The sequence below is a fragment of the Halomonas sp. A40-4 genome, from assembly GCF_015767635.1.
GTDB lineage: Bacteria > Pseudomonadota > Gammaproteobacteria > Pseudomonadales > Halomonadaceae > Vreelandella > Vreelandella janggokensis.
In genome coordinates, this window is the sequence record NZ_CP065230.1 from 1,844,736 (window position 1) to 1,866,302 (window position 21,567).

Below are 21,567 nucleotides of genomic sequence, written 5' to 3' on the forward strand. Positions count from 1 at the left end.
CCTCCCGCTTTTTTATTTATACAAAGTCCGTCATCTGTTAGTCTTGTACGTTGTTATCGTTAGTCTATTTTTACATCATTGATAGCGAAATGTGATCCTTGGTATGGATCACCACTGCGCTCAAGGAAAATCCGCATGCCCATTGTGACACTGCCAGACGGCAGTCAGAGAACATTTGATGAACCGCTTTCCATTATGCAACTGGCAGAGTCCATTGGCCCTGGTTTGGCTAAGGCCTGCGTTGCCGGAAAAATCGACGGCGTCCTGGTAGATGCTGCTGATCTGATCGAGCAAGACGCTCAGGTGGCCATCCTTACTGCCCGTGACCCGGAGGGGCTGGATATTATCCGGCATTCCTCTGCGCATTTGATTGGCCACGCCGTCAAGCAGCTATATCCCAATGCCAAGATGGCAATTGGTCCGGTCATTGAAGACGGCTTCTATTACGATATCGAATTTGGCAGCTCGGTATCGCCTGATGATCTGGAAGCAATAGAAACGCGTATGAAAGCGCTTATTGATCACGAATATGACGTCGTACGTGAGTACGTGGATCGTGATCAAGCCATGCTGACCTTCCTGCATCGTGATGAGCCCTATAAGCAGGAAATTGTTCGGGATATTCCCGAGGGCGCTACCATCCGGCTCTATCATCATGAAGAATATACCGATATGTGTCGGGGGCCGCATGTCCCCAACACGCGTCACCTCAAAGCCTTCAAGCTGACCAAGCTGGCGGGGGCTTACTGGCGTGGTGATGCCTCGAATCCCATGTTGACGCGGATTTACGGAACAGCGTGGGGCGACAAGAAACAGCTCAAGGCTTATCTAAAACGGCTGGAAGAAGCTGAGAAACGGGACCATCGCAAGCTGGCGCGCAAGATGGATCTTTTTCATCTCCAGGAAGAAGCGCCTGGCATGGTGTTCTGGCATCCCAACGGCTGGACGATGTATCAGGCCTTGGAAGACTACATGCGCCAGATCCAGCGTGAACACGGTTATCAGGAGATCAAGACGCCCCAGGTCGTGGATCTTTCCCTGTGGAAGAAGTCGGGTCACTGGGGACACTACAATGAACTGATGTTTACCACGGAATCGGAAAAGCGCGAATATGCGGTCAAGCCCATGAACTGCCCGTGCCATGTGCAGGTCTTTAATCAGGGGCTCAAGAGCTACCGTGATTTGCCGTTACGCTTGGCAGAATTTGGTAGCTGCCATCGCAACGAGCCGTCTGGGTCCTTGCATGGCCTGATGCGTGTACGCGGCTTTACGCAGGACGACGCGCACATCTTTTGTACTGAAAGCCAGATTCAGGCGGAAGCGGAAGCCTTCATTGCGCTCACGCTTCAGGTATATAAAACGCTTGGTTTTGAAGATGTGGAGCTTAAGCTGTCAACCCGGCCCGAAGACTTCTTGGGCGAGGCTGATGTGTGGGATCAGGCTGAGCAAGGATTGGAAGCTGCCCTCAATGCCACCGGGCTTGACTGGGAGCTGCAGCCGGGTGAAGGTGCCTTTTATGGTCCGAAGATTGAGTTTGCCCTGCGCGATTGCCTGAATCGCGTGTGGCAATGTGGTACGCTACAACTCGATTTCAATTTGCCAGGTCGGCTTGGAGCGCAATACGTAGCCGAAGACGGGGCTCGCAAAACGCCAGTGATGCTGCACCGTGCTATATTAGGTTCCTTCGAGCGCTTTTTGGGAATTTTGATTGAGCACTACGCTGGCGCAATGCCATTATGGCTGGCACCGCAGCAGGTCAGCGTGATGACGATAACCGATTCACAGCGTGATTATGCCCTTGCTTTAGAGCAACGTTTGCAAAAAAATGCAATGCGAGCAAAAGCGGACTTGAGGAACGAGAAAATCGGCTTTAAAATCCGCGAGCATACGTTACAGAAAGTTCCCTATCTCCTGGTGGTAGGAGATAAGGAAGTCGACGCTGACTCAGTGGCCGTGCGAACTCGCAGCGGCGAAGATCTCGGCACTATGACGGTCGATGAGTTTATCGAACGTTTCAGTGCTGAGCGAGCAGCCCTGGCGACATCGTCAATTGCCTAAGGAGACGGAACGATCAAGAGAAGCAACCAGCGCGGGCGTCCAGCAGACAAGCGCCCACCAATGAACGAGCGAATTACCGAGCAAGAAGTGCGTCTTATCGATAGCGAAGGTGAGCAGTTGGGTGTAGTGCCCACCACCGAAGCGTTGGAACGTGCTGAATCTGCCGGTTTGGACCTCGTGCAAATTTCGAATGCCGATCCCATCGTCTGCAAGATTATGGATTACGGCAAATTCGTTTTTGAGCAGAAAAAGCAAAAAGCGGCTCAGAAGAAGAAGCAGAAGCAAATCCAGGTCAAGGAAGTTAAATTCCGGCCTGGCACCGACGAGGGCGACTATCAGGTCAAGCTGAAAAACCTGACGCGCTTTCTTGAAGGTGGTGACAAGGGGAAGGTCACATTGCGCTTCCGTGGTCGTGAAATGGCGCACCAAGATATCGGCCGAAAGCTGATGGAACGGATTGCGGCAGACCTGGAAGAGATCGGAACGGTGGAAGCATTTCCAAAAATGGAAGGCCGCCAGATGATCATGATCCTTGCCCCGAAAAAGAAGTGATCCAACGGCGAAGTTAACGGGCTACCTCCTGTAGGTAGTAGGCCCTGGATTTTCTAAAAAACATCGAGCGGAGTTTTCCTCATGCCGAAAATCAAAAGCAACAGTGGTGCTGCAAAGCGCTTCAAGAAGACAGCCAATGGCTTCAAGCACAAGCAGTCTTTCCGTAGCCACATTCTGACCAAGAAGTCGACCAAGCGTAAGCGTCAGCTGCGCGGTATGAAGCAGATTCATGCGTCTGATAAGGCGCTTATCCAGCGCATGCTGCCGAATCTGTAACGTCGAATTTTCTAAACTGAGTGCATTTGCCTCAGTCATAAAGTCAGGAGTGTGTTATGACTCGTGTTAAGCGTGGCGTAGTTGCCCGTCGTCGCCATAAAAAAGTATTGAAGCAGGCCAAAGGTTATTATGGTGCTCGTTCGCGTGTGTTCCGTGTAGCCAAACAGGCGGTTATCAAAGCCGGTCAATATGCCTACCGTGACCGCCGCAATCGCAAGCGTCAATTCCGTGCGTTGTGGATTCAGCGCATCAATGCGGGTGCGCGCATGAACGGTATGTCATACAGCCGTTTTGTTGGTGGCCTCAAGAAGGCCGGTATTGAAATTGACCGTAAAGTGCTGGCGGATCTGGCCGTTCATGAAAAAGCGGCATTTGCTGCCATCGTGGAAAAAGCCAAGGCTGCCCAATAAGCTTCAATTGGCACCGGTGGTGCCAGTGAACGTTTCGGTCATTTCAGTGTGACCCATACAGGGGAAGAGCAGCCGCTCTTCCCCTGTTTTTATGTCACGCTCTTCAATCACAACGTGACACGCCATCCTCGGGATGGAAATCGCTTAATTCGGAGATGAACAGGATGGACCACCTTCCAGCGCTGGTATCTGAAGCACGCGACGCCATTCAGGCGGCACAGAGCGTCGCTGCATTGGATGAAGTGCGCGTACGTTATTTAGGCAAAAAGGGCGAAATGACGACGTTGCTTAAAGGGCTTGGCAAACTGTCCGCCGAAGAGCGTCCAGCTGCAGGTGAGCGTATCAATCAAGCCAAGCAGACATTGGCGGGAGAAATCGACACCAAGCGCCAGCAGCTCGAAAGCGAGGCCCTTGAAGCGCGTTTGGCCGCGGAGCGTATCGACGTGACCTTGCCCGGTCGCACGCAGTCGGCTGGCGGCCTGCACCCGGTGACCCGTACACTGGAGCGGATCGAGGGACTGTTTACCCGCATAGGTTATGACGTCGCCGTCGGGCCAGAAATTGAAGATGACTACCACAATTTCGAGGCGCTCAATATCCCCTCGCACCATCCGGCTCGCGGCATGGCCGACACTTTTTACTTTGATGCAACGCGCTTGTTGAGGACACATACCTCGCCAGTGCAAGTGCGCACCATGAAAAGCACTGAACCGCCTATTCGGATTGTTTGCCCAGGGCGCGTTTATCGCAGCGATTCGGACCTGACCCACACGCCGATGTTTCATCAGGTCGAGGGTCTTCTGGTGGATGAAGATATCAGCTTTGCGGATTTGAAAGGCACGATTGAAGATTTTCTGCAGGCATTTTTCGAGCGGGATGATCTCTCGGTGCGCTTTCGTCCTTCCTACTTCCCGTTTACAGAACCTTCAGCGGAAGTTGATATTCAATGTGTCATGTGTAGCGGTGAGGGATGCCGTGTGTGTTCACACAGTGGCTGGCTTGAGGTGATGGGCTGCGGCATGGTCCATCCTGAAGTCTTTCGTCACTCAGGTATCGATGCTGAGCGTTTTACGGGCTTTGCCTTCGGTATGGGCGCTGAGCGCCTGGCAATGCTTCGATATGGCGTCAACGACTTGCGTCTTTTCTTCGAGAATGATCTGCGCTTCTTGCGTCAGTTCGCTTAAGTCCTTCGCCAACCACAGGAACGACCATGAAATTTTCAGAACAGTGGCTGCGTGAGTGGGTTTCGCCGCAGCTGGATACGCAGGCAGTCGCCGACCAGATCACCATGGCAGGCCTGGAAGTCGATGCCGTTGAGCCGGTGGCAGCATCATTCAGCGCCGTGGTAGTCGCGGAAGTGTTGACCAGGGAAAGTCATCCCAATGCCGACAAGCTCAACGTGTGCACAGTGGATGACGGCAGTGGTTCGTCGGTACAGGTGGTTTGCGGGGCGCCCAATGTCGACGCGGGCCAGAAAGTACCATTTGCCCGGGTAGGTGGTGTATTGCCCGGTGATTTCAAGATTAAAAAAGCCAAGCTGCGGGGTGTCGAGTCGCAAGGCATGATTTGCTCGGCCTCAGAGCTTGGCCTTGAAGAGGATACCTCGTCCGGTATTCTCGAACTGCCCATCGAAGCGCCTGTTGGCATGGATTTTCGTGAGTATATGCATCTCAATGACATGACGATTGAGGTCGATCTCACGCCTAACCGAGGCGACTGCCTGAGTATTAAAGGCATGGCCCGTGAAGTGGGGGTGCTTAACCGCCTGACGCTGACGGAGCCAGAGGCGCTGACGGTGCCTGCCGAGATCGATGATACCTTCGCGGTCGACCTGGAAGCGCCGGAACAATGCCCGCGTTATCTGGGCCGTGTCATCACCAATGTCAACACAGGCGCGGAAACACCTCTATGGATGGTCGAGCGCTTGCGTCGCAGCGGTATCCGTGCGATTGACCCGGTTGTTGATATTACCAACTATGTGATGCTGGAACTTGGCCAGCCCATGCACGCCTTTGACCGGGAAAACCTCAGCGGCGGTATCGTCGTGAGGATGGCTCACCCCGGTGAAACCCTAACCCTGCTGGATGGGCAGGAGATCGCTCTGCGGCCTGAAACCCTGGTAATTGCCGATCAGGCAGGTCCGCTGGCGATGGCAGGGATCATGGGGGGCGAGCTGTCCGGTGTCAGCGAAACAACACGGACGATCTTTCTGGAAGCCGCTTTTTTTAGCCCGGTGGCCATTGCCGGTCAGGCCCGTTCCTACGGTTTGCACACCGATGCCTCGCATCGCTTTGAGCGCGGTGTCGACCCAGAACTGACGCCCCTCGCCATCGAGCGTGCGACAAGCCTGCTCATGGAGATATGTGGTGGCCAGGCAGGGCCCGTTGTCGAGGCGAAGAGTGAGGCTGCAATGCCGACCACCAAGCACATCACGCTTCGCGCTGAGCGGCTTGAAAAAGCCCTTTCCAAACGTCTGGCCAGCGATGATGTCAGCGATATTCTCAAACGACTGGGTTTCAGCGTCACCGAAAGCGAAGGCAACTGGCTGGTGCAGGTACCCAGTTGGCGGTTTGATGTTTCCATTGAAGAAGACCTGATTGAAGAAGTGGCGCGAATCCACGGCTATAATAATCTGCCGGTTCGTCGCCCCGCTGCGCGACTTTCGCTGCGTCCCACAGATGAAGCCACACTTTCCCTCGGGCGACTGCGCCGACAAATGGTGGCGCGGGGATTTCAGGAAGCCATTACCTATAGTTTCGTAGCCCCCGAGCTACAGTCGGCCATGCTGCCAGACGCCGTCTCGCCGGTTCTTGCCAATCCCATCTCTGCCGATATGTCGGTGATGCGTGCCAGCCTGATGCCGGGATTAGTGAGGGCGATGGAGCACAACCTTAACCGTCAGCAAAGCCGGGTGCGCCTGTTTGAGACGGGGCTGGTCTTCAACGGTGAGCTGGATGCTTTATCGCAAGTGCCGATGATGGGGGCGCTGGTGTGCGGCAGCCGCGACCCAGAAGGCTGGAGCGGCGCGAAGGTCGGCGTGGACTTTTATGACCTCAAAGGTGACCTGGAAAGCTTGTTGACATTGGGCGGCAATCGCGATGCGTGGCGGTTCGAGCCCGCTGAGCATCCAGCCTTGCACCCGGGTCAGAGTGCCCAGGTACTGTTTGAAGGCAAGCCGGCGGGTTGGATTGGTACCCTGCATCCTCAGGTGAGGGCAACGCTGGGACTTAAGGTTGATGCGGTCGTATTTGAAGTGCGTTTGGATCACTTGAGTCAGGGGTGTGTACCTGCTTTTGAGCCGCTGTCACGCTTTCCAGAAGTACGCCGTGATTTAGCCTTTACGCTTCCCAGTGAGCGCCCCGTGCAGACATTGCTGGATTGTGCGCAGGTAAAAGCCGGTGAATACCTGAAAGACATAACGCTATTTGATGTCTATGCTGGTAAAGGCGTTGCCGAAGGGTATAAAAGTATCGCGCTAGGCTTGACCTGGCAGCACCCATCGCGCACGCTTAATGATGAAGAAATCAATCAGTTGGTAGAGTCGATAGTGGCGCAGGTGCAGGCTGAGTTGGGCGCTGAGCTACGCGGCTAAAAATGCCAAGATGCGGTCCGTTCCGTATGCTTGGCGGCTTTGTGCTACACGGAGGATTCCCATGGGTGCGTTAACCAAAGCAGAGCTGGCGGAGCATTTACATACTGAGCTGTCGTTTTCCAAGCGGGAAGCGAAAGCTATGGTTGAGGCTTTCTTCGAGGAGATCCGAGCCTGCCTAAGGGAGAACGAGCAGGTGAAGCTGTCGGGTTTTGGTAATTTTGATCTTCGCGACAAGCGTGAGCGGCCTGGCCGCAACCCCAAAACCGGTGAGGAAATCCCCATTTCAGCCCGCCGGGTTGTCACTTTCCGTCCCGGGCAAAAGCTCAAGCAGCAAGTCGAGCATTATCGGGGGGCGGCATCATAAAGTAACGTAGATGCTCTGTTTCCCCTGTAAGCCACTGATTAACCCCCGTTGACGCTGCCCGTGTCGATGGGGGTTTTATATTGTCCACTCTGGTAGAGGTTCTCTTGAGGGTGCGCCATATCACGCAGGCATGTTAATATTTGAGCAAATTCATCAGGTATTAGTCGGCTCTTTGTCGGCGGTACATTACCTTGTTTGAGGAGTCGTAATGCCTCGTCTAAGTATAGCAGTAGGTACCATGTACGGTGGTGCATTGGATGTGGCCGAGCAGGTCAAGCCGCTATTTGAGGAAGCGGGTTACGTGGTTGATATCCTGGAACAGCCAGTACTGGCGGACATTACCGATTCGATGCCGGATCTCGTGTTGTTTTGCGTATCGACCACCGGTAGCGGTGATTTCCCAGGCAACTTTGTTCCTTTAGTTCGCGACCTTCAGAGTCAGAGCCCATCACTTTCCTCGTTGTCTTACGGCCTGATAGCGCTCGGTGATAGCTCCTACGGTGACACCTTTTGTGGTGCGGGACGTCGTCTGGATGAGTTGCTGGCAGATCTTGGTGCGACACGTCTGGGCGAGCGATTGGAAGTCGATGCCATGGAAACCTTTATGGCCGATGACGCCGCATTACCCTGGGTCGAAGAATGGCTGGCGTCTGAGCAACTGCCGGTGAATAGCTGATGCAGCCGGGGGAGGCAACGTCAGCCAATAAAGTGAGCAGTGCGCTAGGCCTGTGTGTCGTGATGCTCGCCACCTTGCCTCGCTACATGGCGGGTGGCCACGAAACCCGCTTGACGTTGATACTGCTGGCTCTGGTGGTTGTGCTAGTGGCTACCGTCGTGCAGTGGCGTCTCCTGCCGCGCGATGGTCGACAGCAGCTTCCTGGTATGCTTAAACGTCTTGCCATCATGATGATGCTCGGAGTGTTGGTAATGGGGGCGTGGCATGCACTGTTCACCGACTGGATGAGCTGGCAGGTGTTTATTTCCCATGCAAGCACCTTTGGCCTTGTTGCCCACGTTGTCAGTCTATGGTGGGTGGCCAAATAAGGCGGCAGGCCATGAAAATTGTCCGCCTTGGTACTAAATCGATGTCAAAGGGGCTCTGAAACCAGCACTATCCCCTTGTTTTTCACGATGCTGCCCCCATCTTGCGAGCATGGCGCTTGCCACGATGCGCCAGGGTTCTTAAAATTGCCCCTTGGACTTATTTACAGCAATCAACACAACGCCCAGCCGTTAGAGGACAATTCATGCAAGTTTCCGTCGAGACGACCTCCCAGATTGAGCGCCGCATCACGATTCAAGTGCCTGCTGGCGAAATCGATGAGGCTGTCAATACTCGCTTAAAAGAAACGGCGAAGAACGTTCGCTTGAATGGTTTTCGCCAAGGGCGAGTGCCGATGGCCGTGGTTCGTCAGCGTTACGGTCAAAGCGTGCGTAATGAAGTTGTTGGCGAAGTAATGCGTGAACGCTACGTGCGTGCAATCACCGATGAAGGATTTAACCCGGCGGGCTATCCGCAAATCGAGCCGGTCGTCAACGAAGCGGGTAAAGACTTTGAATTTGTTGCCACCATGGAAGTCTATCCCGACGTCGAGCTTGCTTCGATTGAGGGAACAGAAGTGGAGCGCCCGGTAGTAGAAGTCACCGATGCTGATGTTGACGAAATGATCGACACACTGCGTAAGCAAAATGCGACCTATGAAGAAGTCGATTCTGCTGCGCAAGACGGCGATCAAGTGACCATCGACTTCCAGGGCTACCTTGGCGACGAGCCGTTCGAAGGCGGTAGTGCTGAAGGTCATGAGCTGGTGATTGGTTCCAATAGCTTCATCCCCGGTTTTGAAGAGCAGCTCATCGGTGCCAAAGTTGGTGACGACAAAACCATTACGGTGACCTTCCCTGAAGACTACCAAGCCGAGCACCTCGCGGGTAAGGAAGCCACCTTCAAGGTCAAGGTGCACAAGGTCAGCCGCCAGGCGCTGCCGGAAGTCGACGCCGAGTTCATCGAGCGTTTCGGCGTTGAGGGCGGAGACGAAGCCAAATTCCGCACTGAAATCAAGAAGAACATGACCCGTGAAGCAGAACAGGCGGTCGATAACCGCGTCAAGCAGCAGGTGCTGGATGCGCTGAAAAAAGCCAACGACATCCCTGTTCCGAGTGCGCTCGTGCAACAAGAGACTGACGGCATGAAGCGGCAGGCTGCTCAGCAGTTCGGCCTCGGTGAAGATTTCGACGTCAGTCAATTGCCGAATGAGCTTTTCGAAGAGCAAGCGAAAGGCCGCGTTCAGGTCGGTTTGTTACTCGCCGAGGTCATCAAGGCGAACGAGCTTGACGCATCAGACGATGAGATTAAGGCGAAGGTTGAAGAACTGGCGGAGCAGTACCAGGATCCTTCTGAAGTCGTTGACTACTATATGGGCAACGAGCAGATGAAAACCCAGGTCAAATCTGCCATTCTCGAAGAAAAAGCGGTTGATAAGCTGCTTGAGCAAGCAACCGTCGCCGATGTTGATATGTCCTACCAGCAAGTGCTGGCAGCGGCTCAGCAACAGGCTGAGGCAGGTGAGGGCGCTGAGGAAGACGAAACTACCAACGCGTAAACTCCCTGACACTGGCGCACTGTCCGGGTGCGCCATTCCCTTATCGGACGCAAGGAATCACCTAAATGAGTGAATTTGATATTCAAAACGCCGGCGGTCTAGTGCCCATGGTGGTGGAGCAAAGCGCCAAAGGGGAAAGATCCTACGATATATACTCGCGTCTGCTTAAAGAGCGCGTTATCTTTTTGGTGGGCCCCGTCGAAGATTACACAGCCAATCTGGTCGTTGCCCAGCTGCTGTTTCTTGAATCTGAAAACCCCGACAAGGACATCCACCTTTACATCAACTCTCCCGGTGGATCCGTGACGGCAGGTATGTCGATTTACGATACCATGCAGTTTGTGAAACCCGATGTGTCGACAGTGTGTATTGGCCAAGCGGCCAGCATGGGTGCTTTGTTGTTGACCGCCGGTGCCCAAGGCAAGCGCTATTGCCTGCCCAATTCACGCGTGATGATCCATCAGCCGCTGGGTGGCTATCAGGGCCAAGCGTCGGATATCGAAATCCACACCCGTGAGATTTTGGGTATTCGTGAGAAGCTGAATCAGATTCTGGCACATCACACTGGCCAGGAGATTGAGGCTGTTGCGCGCGACACTGATCGCGACAACTTCATGAGTTCCAGCCAGGCTCAAGAATATGGCTTGATTGATGCAGTGCTGGATAAGCGGCCTACATCCTGATAGCGTGATGGGATACTGCATTTCCAACGAGCTTACAAGGCGGTCTTTACCGCCGCAGTGAAAGAGGTACGCGAATGGCCGACGGCAAAGGCAAAGACGAAGGTGGCAAGCTGCTTTACTGCTCGTTTTGTGGCAAGAATCAAAACGAAGTAAGAAAGCTGATTGCAGGTCCATCCGTCTATATCTGCGATGAGTGTGTCGACTTGTGTAACGACATCATTCGCGAAGAAGTTCTCGAAGCCGATGCCGAGAGCGATGAGGAGCGTTTACCTACGCCTCGCGAAATACGTTACACGCTTGACGACTACGTCATCGGACAGGATCGAGCCAAAATGGTCCTGTCGGTCGCTGTGTACAACCATTACAAGCGACTGAAATCTGAAGTCCGTGAAAGCGACGTCGAGCTCGGAAAATCCAACATCCTGCTGATTGGTCCGACGGGGAGCGGTAAAACACTCCTGGCCGAGACCATGGCGAGATTGCTGAATGTGCCGTTCACGATTGCTGATGCCACCACGCTGACGGAAGCGGGCTATGTGGGTGAAGATGTTGAAAACATCATCCAGAAGCTGCTGCAGAAGTGTGACTATGACGTCGAGAAGGCGGAACGAGGCATCGTCTATATTGACGAAATCGACAAGATTTCGCGCAAGTCGGACAATCCTTCAATTACGCGTGACGTTTCCGGCGAAGGCGTACAGCAGGCGCTGCTCAAGCTGATTGAAGGTACGACAGCGTCTGTTCCTCCGCAGGGTGGTCGCAAGCATCCCCAGCAGGAGTTTGTGCAGGTCAATACCGCCAACATGCTGTTTATTGTCGGTGGGGCATTTGCCGGGCTGGACAAGGTTATCCGTGACCGTGTTGAAAAGGGTGGTATCGGTTTCAATGCGACGGTTAAGAGCAAGGAATCATCTCGGGGTGTCGGTGAAATGCTTGCCGATGTCGAACCGGATGACTTGGTCAAGTTTGGCCTTATTCCTGAGTTCGTCGGTCGTCTTCCAGTGATCGCCACGCTTACCGAGCTCACTGAAGAAGCGCTGATCGAGATACTCACCGAACCCAAGAACTCCTTGATCAAGCAGTATGCCAAGCTGTTTGAAATGGAGAATGTAACGCTTGAGTTTCGTGATGATGCGCTTCGTGCCGTTGCGGAAAAAGCGATGGAACGCAAAACCGGTGCGCGTGGCTTGAGGTCGATCCTGGAATCCGTATTGCTTGATACCATGTACGAAATACCTTCTTTGGAAGGCGTCAGCAAAGTGGTGATCGAAGCTTCGGTAATCGCCGGTGAAAGTGAACCGCTGTTGATTTACTCCCAGCAAGAAGAGGCACGGGTCGACGGTACCGATGGCTAAACCCATCACCGAAGAGCCTTAGCTTTCTATCGCTTTCGCGGTTAGCGCCAGTCAAGGGGGTCGCCTAGGCGGCCCCCTGTCATTAGTAGCGCAGTGCTACATGGTGCTTAGGCCGTGCTTTAAACGTAGTCAGTTCTCTTCCCAGAACTCATCTGATTTATCGAGGAACGTCTGCGATGCAGCAGAGCGCCGAACAGACACAATGTCTACCCTTGTTACCATTGCGCGATGTGGTGGTTTATCCGCAAATGGTGATCCCCCTTTTTGTGGGACGTGAAAAGTCGATCCAGGCCCTCGAGGCGTCAATGGAGGCTGACAAACGCGTTCTGCTAGTGGCTCAACGCGAGGCATCTCAAGATGAGCCCGACAACGCCGACCTTTATGCCATGGGGACGGTGGCTGACATCATGCAGCTCCTGAAGCTGCCTGATGGAACGGTAAAGGTGCTGATCGAAGGCAACTTCCGGGCGGACGTGAGTCGCATCGAAGAGCATGCTGATGGTTACACTCAGGCCTATCTGGTGGCCCGTGAAAGCCAGCCGCTGACGACCCGCGAGCAAGAAGCATTGGTTCGCGTACTGCTCAATCAGTTTGAACAGTACGTCAAGCTGTCCAAAAAAGTACCCAATGAAGTCCTCAACTCGTTGTCCGGCATTGAGGATCCAAGTCGCCTGGTGGATACCATCTGTGCGCATTTATCGCTGAAAATCGGCGATAAACAAGAGCTCCTGGAAATGGATCGTGTGCGTGATCGCATTGAGCATTTGATGGCGCTCATCGAGTCTGAAATTGACCTCTTGCAGGTAGAAAAGCGGATTCGCACGCGTGTCAAAGAGCAGATGGAAAAGACGCAGCGTGAGTATTACCTGAACGAGCAAATGAAAGCCATCCAGAAAGAGATGGGCGAGCTCGATGATGTACCCAATGAAGTGGAAAAATACGAGCAGGCGATTGCCGCATCCGGCATGCCGAAAGAGGCGGCGGACAAGGCCAACCAAGAGCTGAACAAGCTCAAGATGATGGCGGCCAACTCTGCTGAAGCCAGCGTGGTTCGTTCTTATCTGGACTGGCTGGTTGCAGTGCCGTGGAAAAAACGTACCCGTGTTAAGCACGACTTGCAGAAAGCCCAACAGGTGCTTGATGAAGATCACTATGGTCTGGAAGAGGTAAAGTCACGCATCCTTGAATACCTCGCGGTACAAAAGCGTGTACGCAAGATGAAAGGCCCCGTTTTGTGCCTGGTTGGCCCTCCTGGCGTGGGTAAAACGTCGCTTGGTCAATCGATTGCTCGGGCGACGAATCGTAAATACGTGCGCCTTGCTCTGGGCGGCGTGCGTGATGAATCAGAGATTCGGGGACATCGCCGAACCTATATTGGTTCGTTGCCAGGTAAACTCATGCAACGCATGAGTCGGGCAGGTGTTAAAAACCCCTTGTTTTTGTTCGACGAAGTCGACAAGTTAGGCATGGATCACCGGGGTGACCCGGCGTCTGCGCTGTTAGAGGTCTTGGATCCTGAGCAGAACAACAGCTTCAGCGATCATTACCTTGAGCTTGATTATGATCTGTCCGAAACGCTGTTCATCTGCACAGCAAATTCGATGAATATTCCGGGTCCCTTGCTGGACCGTATGGAAATCATTCGTCTTCCTGGCTATACAGAAGATGAAAAGCTGGCGATCGCCAAGCGTTACTTGCTACCCAAGCAGTTGAAAGCCAATGGTTTGAAAAACGCCGAGCTGGCGGTTGAAGATGAGGCCTTGCTGGAGCTTATTCGGTATTACACCCGTGAAGCGGGTGTGCGCGAACTGGAGCGCCAGATCGCCAAGGTCTGCCGGAAAGTGTTGCGCGAGCGTATAGAACCTTCTGCCGTCAAGGATGGCGAATTGCCACCTGATCTGCTCGCGGCCAAGCACGTCGAGCACTATGCCGGCGTTCGGCGCTACAGCTATGGTCTTGCCGAAGAAGATGACCAGGTGGGCCGTGTGACCGGGCTGGCATGGACCTCTGTAGGTGGTGAGTTGCTTAATATCGAATCGGTTGTGACGCCAGGCAAAGGGCGAATCAACAAAACCGGCTCGTTGGGCGATGTCATGAAGGAGTCCGTCAGTGCTGCGCAAACCGTGGTACGTGCCAGAGCGCAGGCATACGGTATCGACGCCGAGCGATTCGAGAAAGAAGATCTACATATTCACGTCCCTGAGGGCGCCACCCCCAAGGATGGACCGAGTGCCGGGGTAGCCATGGTAACGGCGATTGTCTCTGCCTATACCCAACGGCCAGTGAAGTGTCAGGTTGCGATGACAGGTGAAGTCAACCTGCGTGGCGAAGTATTGCCGATTGGTGGGCTAAAGGAGAAATTGCTGGCAGCCCGTCGTGGTGGTATAAAGATAGTCCTGATTCCGGAAGAAAATCGTCGCGATCTCAAGGAGGTACCGGACAATATCAAGGATGCACTGGATATTCGTCCGGTACGCTGGATTGACGATGTACTTGCCGTGGCGTTGGCGGACGAACCTCTAGAAGGTGCGCCGCTACCTAAAGCGGATAAAGCGTTGGGTAACTCCGCCGTCGCCAATACACATTAGGCAACGTCGGCAAACCAATAGCATTTTGTTTGTATCATTGCCCAAAGCCTTTATGGCGGGCACATCCAGGCAAGGTTGCTTGACAGGCGTTTCAGGGCATTGCTATAAAACGCTGCTATGCCTTGATCGTCGATACCGTCGGTGACCATGTCTTTAGAACCATTTTTTGAAACAGTCAAGGGGTGAAGTGTGAATAAGTCTGAGCTGATTGAAGCCATTGCCGCGTCTGCAGATATTCCAAAAGCAGCGGCAACCCGCGCATTGGATGCCATGGTGGAGTCTGTCACCGATAGCCTAAAAAATGGTGACAGTGTTTCACTGGTGGGCTTTGGTACCTTCGCAATCAAAGAACGCGCTGCGCGTACGGGCCGTAACCCACAAACAGGTCAGCCGATCCAGATCAGTGCGGCAAAAGTGCCTAGCTTTAAAGCCGGTAAAGCATTGAAAGACGCCGTTAACTAAGTTGTACGCGTTTGTAGTCATCTATGGGCGCATCGCAACCGCGATGCGCCCATGTTATTTTCTAGCTCACCTTTAGGGGCGACCCGTTTAGCTGTGACTGCCTGAGGAAAACATGCTGCAAAGTATTCGGAATGGATCCAGAAGCTGGGGAGCCAAGATTATTATCGGGGTCATGGTGGCTGCCATGGCGCTTTTCGGTGTGGAATCTTTGTTTGGTCTGTTCGGTGACGACCCGAATCAGGAAATCAGCGTGAATGGCGAGCCCATCATGCGCCAACAGATTGAATTGGAAGTTCAGCGTGCTATGCGTTCGGGCCAGGTCCCTCCTGAGCAAGAGCGTCAACTGCGCAATGACATAAGGGATGAACTGGTAACACAAACACTGCTTACCCAATACGCAGAAGAAGGCGGCTTGTACGTATCCGAAGATCAAGTCGACCAGCTCATTGTGGGGATTCCTGAATTCCAGGATGAAGACGGACGATTCTCGCCCGACATATTTCGCAACCGCCTATCAGGTGCTGGCTATACCCCTCTTTCATTTCGTGAGGAACTGGAAGTGGACGTTAAACGTCAACAGCTTCAGCAAGGCCTCGCGTTTAGTGACTTCACGCTGGATAACGAACGTCAGCGTCTGGCAGAACTTCAACGTCAACAGCGCAGTTTTCGTTACGTGATGTTGGATGAAGATGACCTCGAGGGGGATATCGAGATCAGCGACGATGAGCTTCAAACCTACTATGAAGCCAATGCTGATCGGTTTGAACGTCCCGAACAGGTGCGTCTTGAGTATGTTCTGGTCGACCGTCGAGAAATGGCAAATAACGTCGATGTGGATGAAGAGGCACTGCGAGAAGCCTGGCTAGAGCGGACCGAAGACGCAGATCGTCGCGTTTCGCACATCATGATTACATTCGGTGATGAGCGCAATCGCGATGAAGCTCAGCAGCGGGCGGATGAAGCGCTACAAGCCCTTGAAGACGGCGAGTCTTTCGCCGATACGGCACTCCGCTATTCTGATGATACGGCCAGTGCTGAAGAAGGCGGCGACCTCGGCACGATCAGCCCTGGCTTCTTTGGTGAAGCCTTTGATGAGGCGGCATTTTCTCTTGATGAGGGGGAAACGTCATCGGTTGTCGAAATGGACAACGCCTTGCATATCATTCAAGTCACCGACATTGAGCGTCCGGCGTTTGAGGACCAGCGGGATTCGCTGCGTGAAGATGTCGCGATGAACGAAGTGAATGATGCGTTTAACGATAAGGTTCAGCAGCTCATCGACGAGAGCTTTGCCGCCGATGACTTGCAAAGCGTCGCCGAAGACCTTTCGCTAACCCTTGAAGAAAGCGACTGGCTGTCCCGGAATGACCAGGGTAGTAGCGTTCTATTTGAGCCAGGCGTCATGGAGCAGGCCTTCAGTGACGACGTTCTGGAGGAAGGTTATAACAGCGAAGTGATCGAGCTCGATGAAGACCGTCGATTGGTCGTTCGCGTTGCTGACCATCGTGAGCAGACTCAGTTGCCGCTAAATGACGTGCGCGATGAGGTCGAGGCAGCGGTACGCGCCAAGCGGCAACAGGAGCGGCTTCAGTCGCAAGCCGAAGACATGGTGGCACGCCTGCAGGCAGGTGAGTCGATTGATAGGCAATGGCTGGAAGCCAACAATGTACGCCGCCAGGATGAAGTCACGGCTTCTCAACTGATCGTGCAAGCTGCTTTCCGGATGCCCCATCCCGATGACGGCGAAAGCACCTACCAAACGGCAGTTCTACCTACTGGCGTTGCGGTCCTTGCGCTTGACGAAGTCACGGCGGGTGATGTGGATGAAGAGCGCGAGCGGTTTGTCGCTCAAATGGCCCAGCAATTGCGCGCGCAGGCGATTATTCAGGGGCTTGTTGAAGACCTGCGTAGTGACGCCGAGATTGAGCGATGATACTTGGGCGTTAAGCACGTACCGTCAAAAAAGCCGATCCAAGGGATCGGCTTTTTTATAGTGGCCGCTAGGGAGACGGTGGGTCGTTAAGGGGGAACTGCCGCAGCCGAGGGGTAGTATGGTCTGTTTTCTCGACCACAATATCCCAACCGTGACTGGCATCCCAGTCGCCAAGCACGAAGCGTTTTGCAGGAACATCTTCCACGGTTAAATCGTGCACTTTGGGACGATGGGTATGGCCATGAATCATGGTTGTGACACCATGCTTTTCCATCAGCGCTACCACCTCATCGTGGGTAACATCCATGATGGCATCTGCCTTCTTGGCATTGGCATCTCCCGACTGCAGGCGTAGGCTGCTGGCCAATTCCAAGCGTTGATCCAGCGGCATGGCGAGTATCTGAGCTTGCCATTCAGTGTCCCGGGATTGTTGGCGAAATGCCATATACGCCTCATCCCGAGTGCACAGGCTATCGCCGTGCAAGATGACGGCAGGCGCGCCCTGGAGCTCGATTTGTTCGACCTCGGAAAGCAGTGTCGCCTGGCAGGCGTCAATAAAGCGTTGGCCCAGCAAGAAATCACGGTTGCCGTGAATAAAATATATCGCGGTTCCATCGCTGCTAAGCCGGTGTAATTGCTGAATGACCTCGCGAGCGACAGCGCCCAGTGGGTGAGGCGTATCGAGGAGATCATCACCGATCCAGGCGTCAAACAGATCGCCCAGAATGTACAGGGCATCCGCTCCTCTGGCGGTATGGGCTAAATAATCATAGAACCCCTGATTGATCTCAGGGGTATCATGACTTAAATGCATATCAGCAACTAGCAGGGTACGCATATAGCTCCCGGAGATTATTCTGCTTCCTTGAGATAGGCGCGCTCGATGATAACGTCCTCGGCGGGCACGTCGGCATGCATACCGCGACGCGTGGTGCTGACGTTTTTAATGGCGTTGACCACGTCCATACCGTCGACGACTTCACCAAAAACGGCGTAACCCCAACCCTGCAAATTCTTGCCGCTATGATTCAGAAAACTGTTATCACCGACATTAATGAAGAACTGAGCAGTAGCGGAGTGAGGGTCCTGGGTGCGTGCCATCGCCAGGGTCCCCAGGGTATTTTTCAGCCCGTTATCCGCTTCGTTTTCGATTGCATCACGGGTGGGTTTTTGATTGAAATCCTGGTCAAAGCCACCGCCCTGGACCATAAAGCCATCAATGACACGGTGAAAAAGGGTGCCATCGTAAAAACCATCGCGAACGTACTGCTCGAAGTTGGCGGCGGTGACGGGGGCTTTTTCGTGATTAAGCGCAATCGTGATGTCGCCGTGGTTCGTCTGTAATACGATCATAGATAAATTCCTGTTCAATAAAGGCGTTCGCCTTGGCGCTGTGCATCGGCGTCACGTTATAATACCGGTTTTGCTTGGCACCGCGAAGCGCTATACCGTTAGAGTAGGCAGACGACGCCAAGCATGCCATCCACCACGAGGTTATCAACACCACCATGACCAACGAGACCACCCCAGCGCCGAACTTCATTCGCAACCAAGTACGCGACGAAATCGAGGGCGGCCAGGTCACTAAGATTGTGACGCGCTTTCCCCCTGAGCCCAATGGCTTCCTGCACATCGGCCATGCAAAGTCGATCTGCCTGAACTTTGGGTTGGCGGAACAGATGGGTGGTGAGTGTCATTTACGCTTTGACGACACCAACCCTGCTAAAGAAGAGCAGGCCTATATTGACGCGATTAAAGAGGACGTCAGTTGGCTGGGCTTCCAGTGGGCAGGGGCGGTGCGTTTTGCTTCTGACTACTTCGACCAGCTATATGCCTGGGCGCAACACCTGATTCGTGAAGATAAAGCCTATGTTGATGACCTGACGCCTGACGAGATTCGCGAATACCGCGGTACGCTAACCGAGCCAGGCCAGCCGAGTCCTTACCGTGAGCGTAGCGCGGAGGAGAACCTTGATCTTCTCGAGCGCATGCGCCTGGGAGAGTTTGCTGAGGGTGAAAAGGTGCTGCGTGCCAAAATTGACATGGCATCGCCCAATATCAACCTGCGTGACCCGATCCTGTATCGAATCCGACATGCCAGCCACCATCAGACCGGCGATAAGTGGAAAATCTACCCGTCTTACGATTTTACCCATGGGCAGTCTGATGCCATCGAGGGGGTTACCCACTCGATCTGCACGTTGGAGTTCGAAGACCATCGGCCGCTTTACGAGTGGTTCTTGAATCATCTTCCGGTACCCACCAAACCCCGTCAGATCGAGTTTGCCCGATTGAACCTGAACTACACGCTGACCTCGAAGCGTAAGCTTAAAATGCTGGTGGACGAACAGATCGTCGACGGCTGGGATGACCCGCGTATGCCGACTATCTCTGGCATGCGTCGCCGCGGCTATACACCCGCCGCCATCCGCAAGTTCTGCGAGATGATTGGCGTTACCCGCGCAGATGGCGGCCTGGTGGATATCGCCATGCTGACCCACGCGATTCGTTCGGACCTTGAAGATAATGCGCCGCGTGCGATGTGTGTATTGAAGCCACTGAAAGTGGTGCTGACCAACGTGCCTCAAGATCACGAGGAAGTATATGAAGTGGCAGGCCACCCGGCGCGTGACGACATGCCAGTGCGGAAAGTGCCATTAACCCGTGAGGTCTACATCGACCAGAATGATTTCATGGAAGATGCGCCGAAAAAATTCTTCCGCCTGGCGCCGGGCAAGGAAGTCCGCCTGCGCAATAGCTATGTTATCTGCTGCGATGAGGTCATCAAGGATGACGCTGGGGAGGTAACCGAACTGCGCTGCTCGGTTGATTTTGACACCCTGGGCAAAAACCCCGAGGGTCGAAAAGTGAAAGGGGTCATCCATTGGGTCAGTGTCGACCATGGTATCCCGTTGGAAGTGCGTCTCTATGATAATTTGTTCATGGTGGAGCAGCCTGACCGGGACAAAGATGTCGACTTTCTGGACCATCTGAACCCCGAGTCACTGACGGTTTGCCACGCCATCGGCGAACCCAGCCTGGCGGATGCAGGACCTGAAGCGCGTTTCCAGTTCGAGCGTGTGGGTTATTTCTGTGCTGATCGGCATGTATCGACGCCAGACCATCTGGTGTTCAACCGTACTGTCGGGCTCAAGGACAGCTGGGCGAAAATCAAACAGAAAGGTTAAGGAATCGGCACATGCATATTTACAATACGCTGACACGTCGCAAAGAGCCTTTTACCCCGCTGGTGGCGGGCAAGGTGAGTATGTATGTCTGCGGCATGACGGTGTATGACTATTGCCACCTTGGCCATGCCCGCGTCATGGTGGCGTTCGATGTCATTACGCGCTACTTGCGGGAGCGAGGTTATGAAGTCAATTATGTGCGCAATATCACCGATATTGACGACAAGATCCTGAAGCGTGCCGATGAAAACAGCGAGACTATCTCGGCGCTGACCGAGCGCATGATTGCGGCGATGCACGAGGACGAGGCGCGCCTCAGTGTGTTGCCGCCCAGCCATGAACCCAGGGCAACCGGGCATGTCGACGATATTATCGCCATGATCCAGACGTTGATTGAAAAAGGCTTTGCCTATCCGGCCGACAACGGCGATGTGTATTACCGCGTTCGCCGTTTCGCTGACTATGGCAAGCTGAATAATCGCCAGTTGGATGACATGCGCGCAGGCGCCCGCGTTGACGTAGACGTTCATAAAGAGGACCCGCTGGATTTCGTGCTGTGGAAGGCGGCCAAACCCAGCGAGGCCAGTTGGCCATCTCCCTGGGGAGATGGCCGCCCCGGTTGGCATATTGAATGCTCGGCAATGTCGACCTGCTGCCTGGGCGACACTTTCGATATTCATGGAGGTGGCCCGGACCTGACCTTCCCTCACCACGAAAATGAAATCGCACAGTCTGAAGCGGCCACCGGCAAGACCTATGTGAATACCTGGATGCACGCGGGGGCCGTCCGTGTTGACCAGGAAAAGATGTCGAAGTCGCTGGGAAACTTCTTCACAATTCGTGAAGTGCTGTCTGAGCACGACCCCGAAGTGGTCCGTTTTCTGCTGGTCGCCAGCCACTATCGAAGTGCGATTAACTACTCACTGGATTCGCTTTCAGAAGCCAGAAAGTCATTGACGCGGTTTTATACGGCGTTGGAGGGCGTGCCAGTTGATGCCGCCGCCGCGAGCGATGATCCGGCGGTTGCCCACTATCGCGAGCGTTTTACCACAGCCATGGACGATGACTTCAATACCCCCGAAGCGTTGGCGGTCTTGTTTGACCTGGCGCGTGATGTCAACCGTGCTAAATCCGATGCACCTGAAAAAGCCCTGGGTCTGGCCGTTGAATTGAAACAGCTGGGCGGCGTGCTGGGGCTTCTCCAGCAATCACCAGAGGCGTTTCTCAAAGGCTCGCAGCAAGACAATCTCGCGCTGAGTGAGTCGGCCATCAACGAAAAGATTGCCCAGCGTCAGGCTGCCAAAGCCAACAAGGATTTTGCTCAAGCCGACGCCATCCGCGACGAACTGGCGGCGCTGGGGATTATTCTTAAAGATTCCCGAGAAGGCACCACCTGGGTCGTCGAGTCTGCTTCTTAAGCAGGGCCAAGCGATGGTTTAGATAGCGCTGTGGATTCGAAGGGCGTCTGACTTCAACGCACGAGGGGCATATACTCCTACCAAACTC

General features: G+C 54.0%; 19 protein-coding genes. 17 read left to right on the forward strand and 2 right to left on the reverse strand.

Annotated elements, in window-relative coordinates; genetic code table 11:
• Positions 1–135: 135 nt before the first annotated feature.
• From thrS to IT895_RS08735, 15 genes are all read left to right on the forward strand, one after another.
• Complete coding sequence (gene thrS / locus IT895_RS08665; RefSeq protein WP_199285278.1) at positions 136–2,058, forward strand: threonine--tRNA ligase; 1,923 nt, start codon at positions 136–138, stop codon at positions 2,056–2,058.
• Positions 2,059–2,118: 60 nt separating this feature from the next.
• Positions 2,119–2,610: a translation initiation factor IF-3 gene (gene infC, locus IT895_RS08670; RefSeq protein ID WP_217808002.1), complete on the forward strand. Its 492-nt coding sequence runs from the start codon at positions 2,119–2,121 to the stop codon at positions 2,608–2,610.
• Between the two features lie 81 nt (positions 2,611–2,691).
• A complete protein-coding gene (rpmI, locus tag IT895_RS08675) occupies positions 2,692–2,886 on the forward strand; it encodes a 50S ribosomal protein L35 (protein ID WP_009724291.1) in 195 nt (64 codons plus the stop codon).
• Between the two features lie 56 nt (positions 2,887–2,942).
• Positions 2,943–3,296 (forward strand): 50S ribosomal protein L20, encoded by a 354-nt coding sequence (rplT, locus tag IT895_RS08680; protein WP_066317588.1) that lies wholly within the window; start codon positions 2,943–2,945, stop codon positions 3,294–3,296.
• Positions 3,297–3,460: 164 nt separating this feature from the next.
• Complete coding sequence (gene pheS, locus IT895_RS08685) at positions 3,461–4,480, forward strand: phenylalanine--tRNA ligase subunit alpha (protein WP_085918641.1); 1,020 nt, start codon at positions 3,461–3,463, stop codon at positions 4,478–4,480.
• 26 nt (positions 4,481–4,506) lie between these two features.
• Entirely contained in the window at positions 4,507–6,888 is a 2,382-nt protein-coding gene (gene pheT / locus IT895_RS08690) for a phenylalanine--tRNA ligase subunit beta (RefSeq protein WP_085918640.1), read from the forward strand.
• A gap of 61 nt (positions 6,889–6,949) precedes the next feature.
• Complete coding sequence (locus IT895_RS08695; RefSeq protein ID WP_085918639.1) at positions 6,950–7,252, forward strand: integration host factor subunit alpha; 303 nt, start codon at positions 6,950–6,952, stop codon at positions 7,250–7,252.
• Between the two features lie 208 nt (positions 7,253–7,460).
• Positions 7,461–7,928 (forward strand): flavodoxin domain-containing protein, encoded by a 468-nt coding sequence (locus IT895_RS08700; RefSeq protein WP_085918638.1) that lies wholly within the window; start codon positions 7,461–7,463, stop codon positions 7,926–7,928.
• Positions 7,928–8,296 carry a hypothetical protein gene (locus IT895_RS08705; protein ID WP_233337402.1) on the forward strand — a complete coding sequence of 123 codons (369 nt, stop codon included), beginning with the start codon at positions 7,928–7,930 and terminating at the stop codon, positions 8,294–8,296. Before IT895_RS08700 ends, IT895_RS08705 begins: the two co-directional genes overlap by 1 nt.
• 203 nt (positions 8,297–8,499) lie before the next feature.
• Positions 8,500–9,852, forward strand: coding sequence for a trigger factor (gene tig / locus IT895_RS08710; RefSeq protein WP_085918637.1), 1,353 nt, complete (start codon positions 8,500–8,502; stop codon positions 9,850–9,852).
• A 65-nt stretch (positions 9,853–9,917) separates the two neighbouring features.
• A complete protein-coding gene (gene clpP, locus IT895_RS08715) occupies positions 9,918–10,535 on the forward strand; it encodes an ATP-dependent Clp endopeptidase proteolytic subunit ClpP (protein ID WP_085918636.1) in 618 nt (205 codons plus the stop codon).
• A gap of 74 nt (positions 10,536–10,609) precedes the next feature.
• Positions 10,610–11,890, forward strand: coding sequence for an ATP-dependent Clp protease ATP-binding subunit ClpX (gene clpX, locus IT895_RS08720; RefSeq protein ID WP_066317568.1), 1,281 nt, complete (start codon positions 10,610–10,612; stop codon positions 11,888–11,890).
• Positions 11,891–12,066: 176 nt separating this feature from the next.
• A complete protein-coding gene (gene lon, locus IT895_RS08725; protein WP_199285279.1) occupies positions 12,067–14,478 on the forward strand; it encodes an endopeptidase La in 2,412 nt (803 codons plus the stop codon).
• A 189-nt stretch (positions 14,479–14,667) separates the two neighbouring features.
• On the forward strand, positions 14,668–14,940 hold the full coding sequence (hupB, locus tag IT895_RS08730) for a nucleoid-associated protein HU-beta (RefSeq protein ID WP_066317565.1): 273 nt from the start codon (positions 14,668–14,670) through the stop codon (positions 14,938–14,940).
• A gap of 112 nt (positions 14,941–15,052) precedes the next feature.
• Positions 15,053–16,873, forward strand: a complete 1,821-nt coding sequence (locus tag IT895_RS08735) for a SurA N-terminal domain-containing protein (RefSeq protein ID WP_085918634.1) — start codon at positions 15,053–15,055, stop codon at positions 16,871–16,873.
• 67 nt (positions 16,874–16,940) lie between these two features.
• Here IT895_RS08735 and IT895_RS08740 read toward each other — a convergent pair whose 3' ends face one another.
• Together IT895_RS08740 and IT895_RS08745 are read right to left on the reverse strand one after the other, a co-directional pair.
• Entirely contained in the window at positions 16,941–17,711 is a 771-nt protein-coding gene (locus IT895_RS08740; protein ID WP_199285280.1) for a UDP-2,3-diacylglucosamine diphosphatase, read from the reverse strand.
• A gap of 14 nt (positions 17,712–17,725) precedes the next feature.
• Positions 17,726–18,226, reverse strand: a complete 501-nt coding sequence (locus IT895_RS08745) for a peptidylprolyl isomerase (protein WP_085918632.1) — start codon at positions 18,224–18,226, stop codon at positions 17,726–17,728.
• A 155-nt stretch (positions 18,227–18,381) separates the two neighbouring features.
• Here IT895_RS08745 and IT895_RS08750 point away from each other — a divergent pair, with 155 nt between their 5' ends.
• Entirely contained in the window at positions 18,382–20,061 is a 1,680-nt protein-coding gene (locus IT895_RS08750; RefSeq protein ID WP_199285281.1) for a glutamine--tRNA ligase/YqeY domain fusion protein, read from the forward strand.
• 11 nt (positions 20,062–20,072) lie between these two features.
• On the forward strand, positions 20,073–21,479 hold the full coding sequence (cysS, locus tag IT895_RS08755) for a cysteine--tRNA ligase (RefSeq protein ID WP_199285282.1): 1,407 nt from the start codon (positions 20,073–20,075) through the stop codon (positions 21,477–21,479).
• Positions 21,480–21,567: the final 88 nt, after the last annotated feature.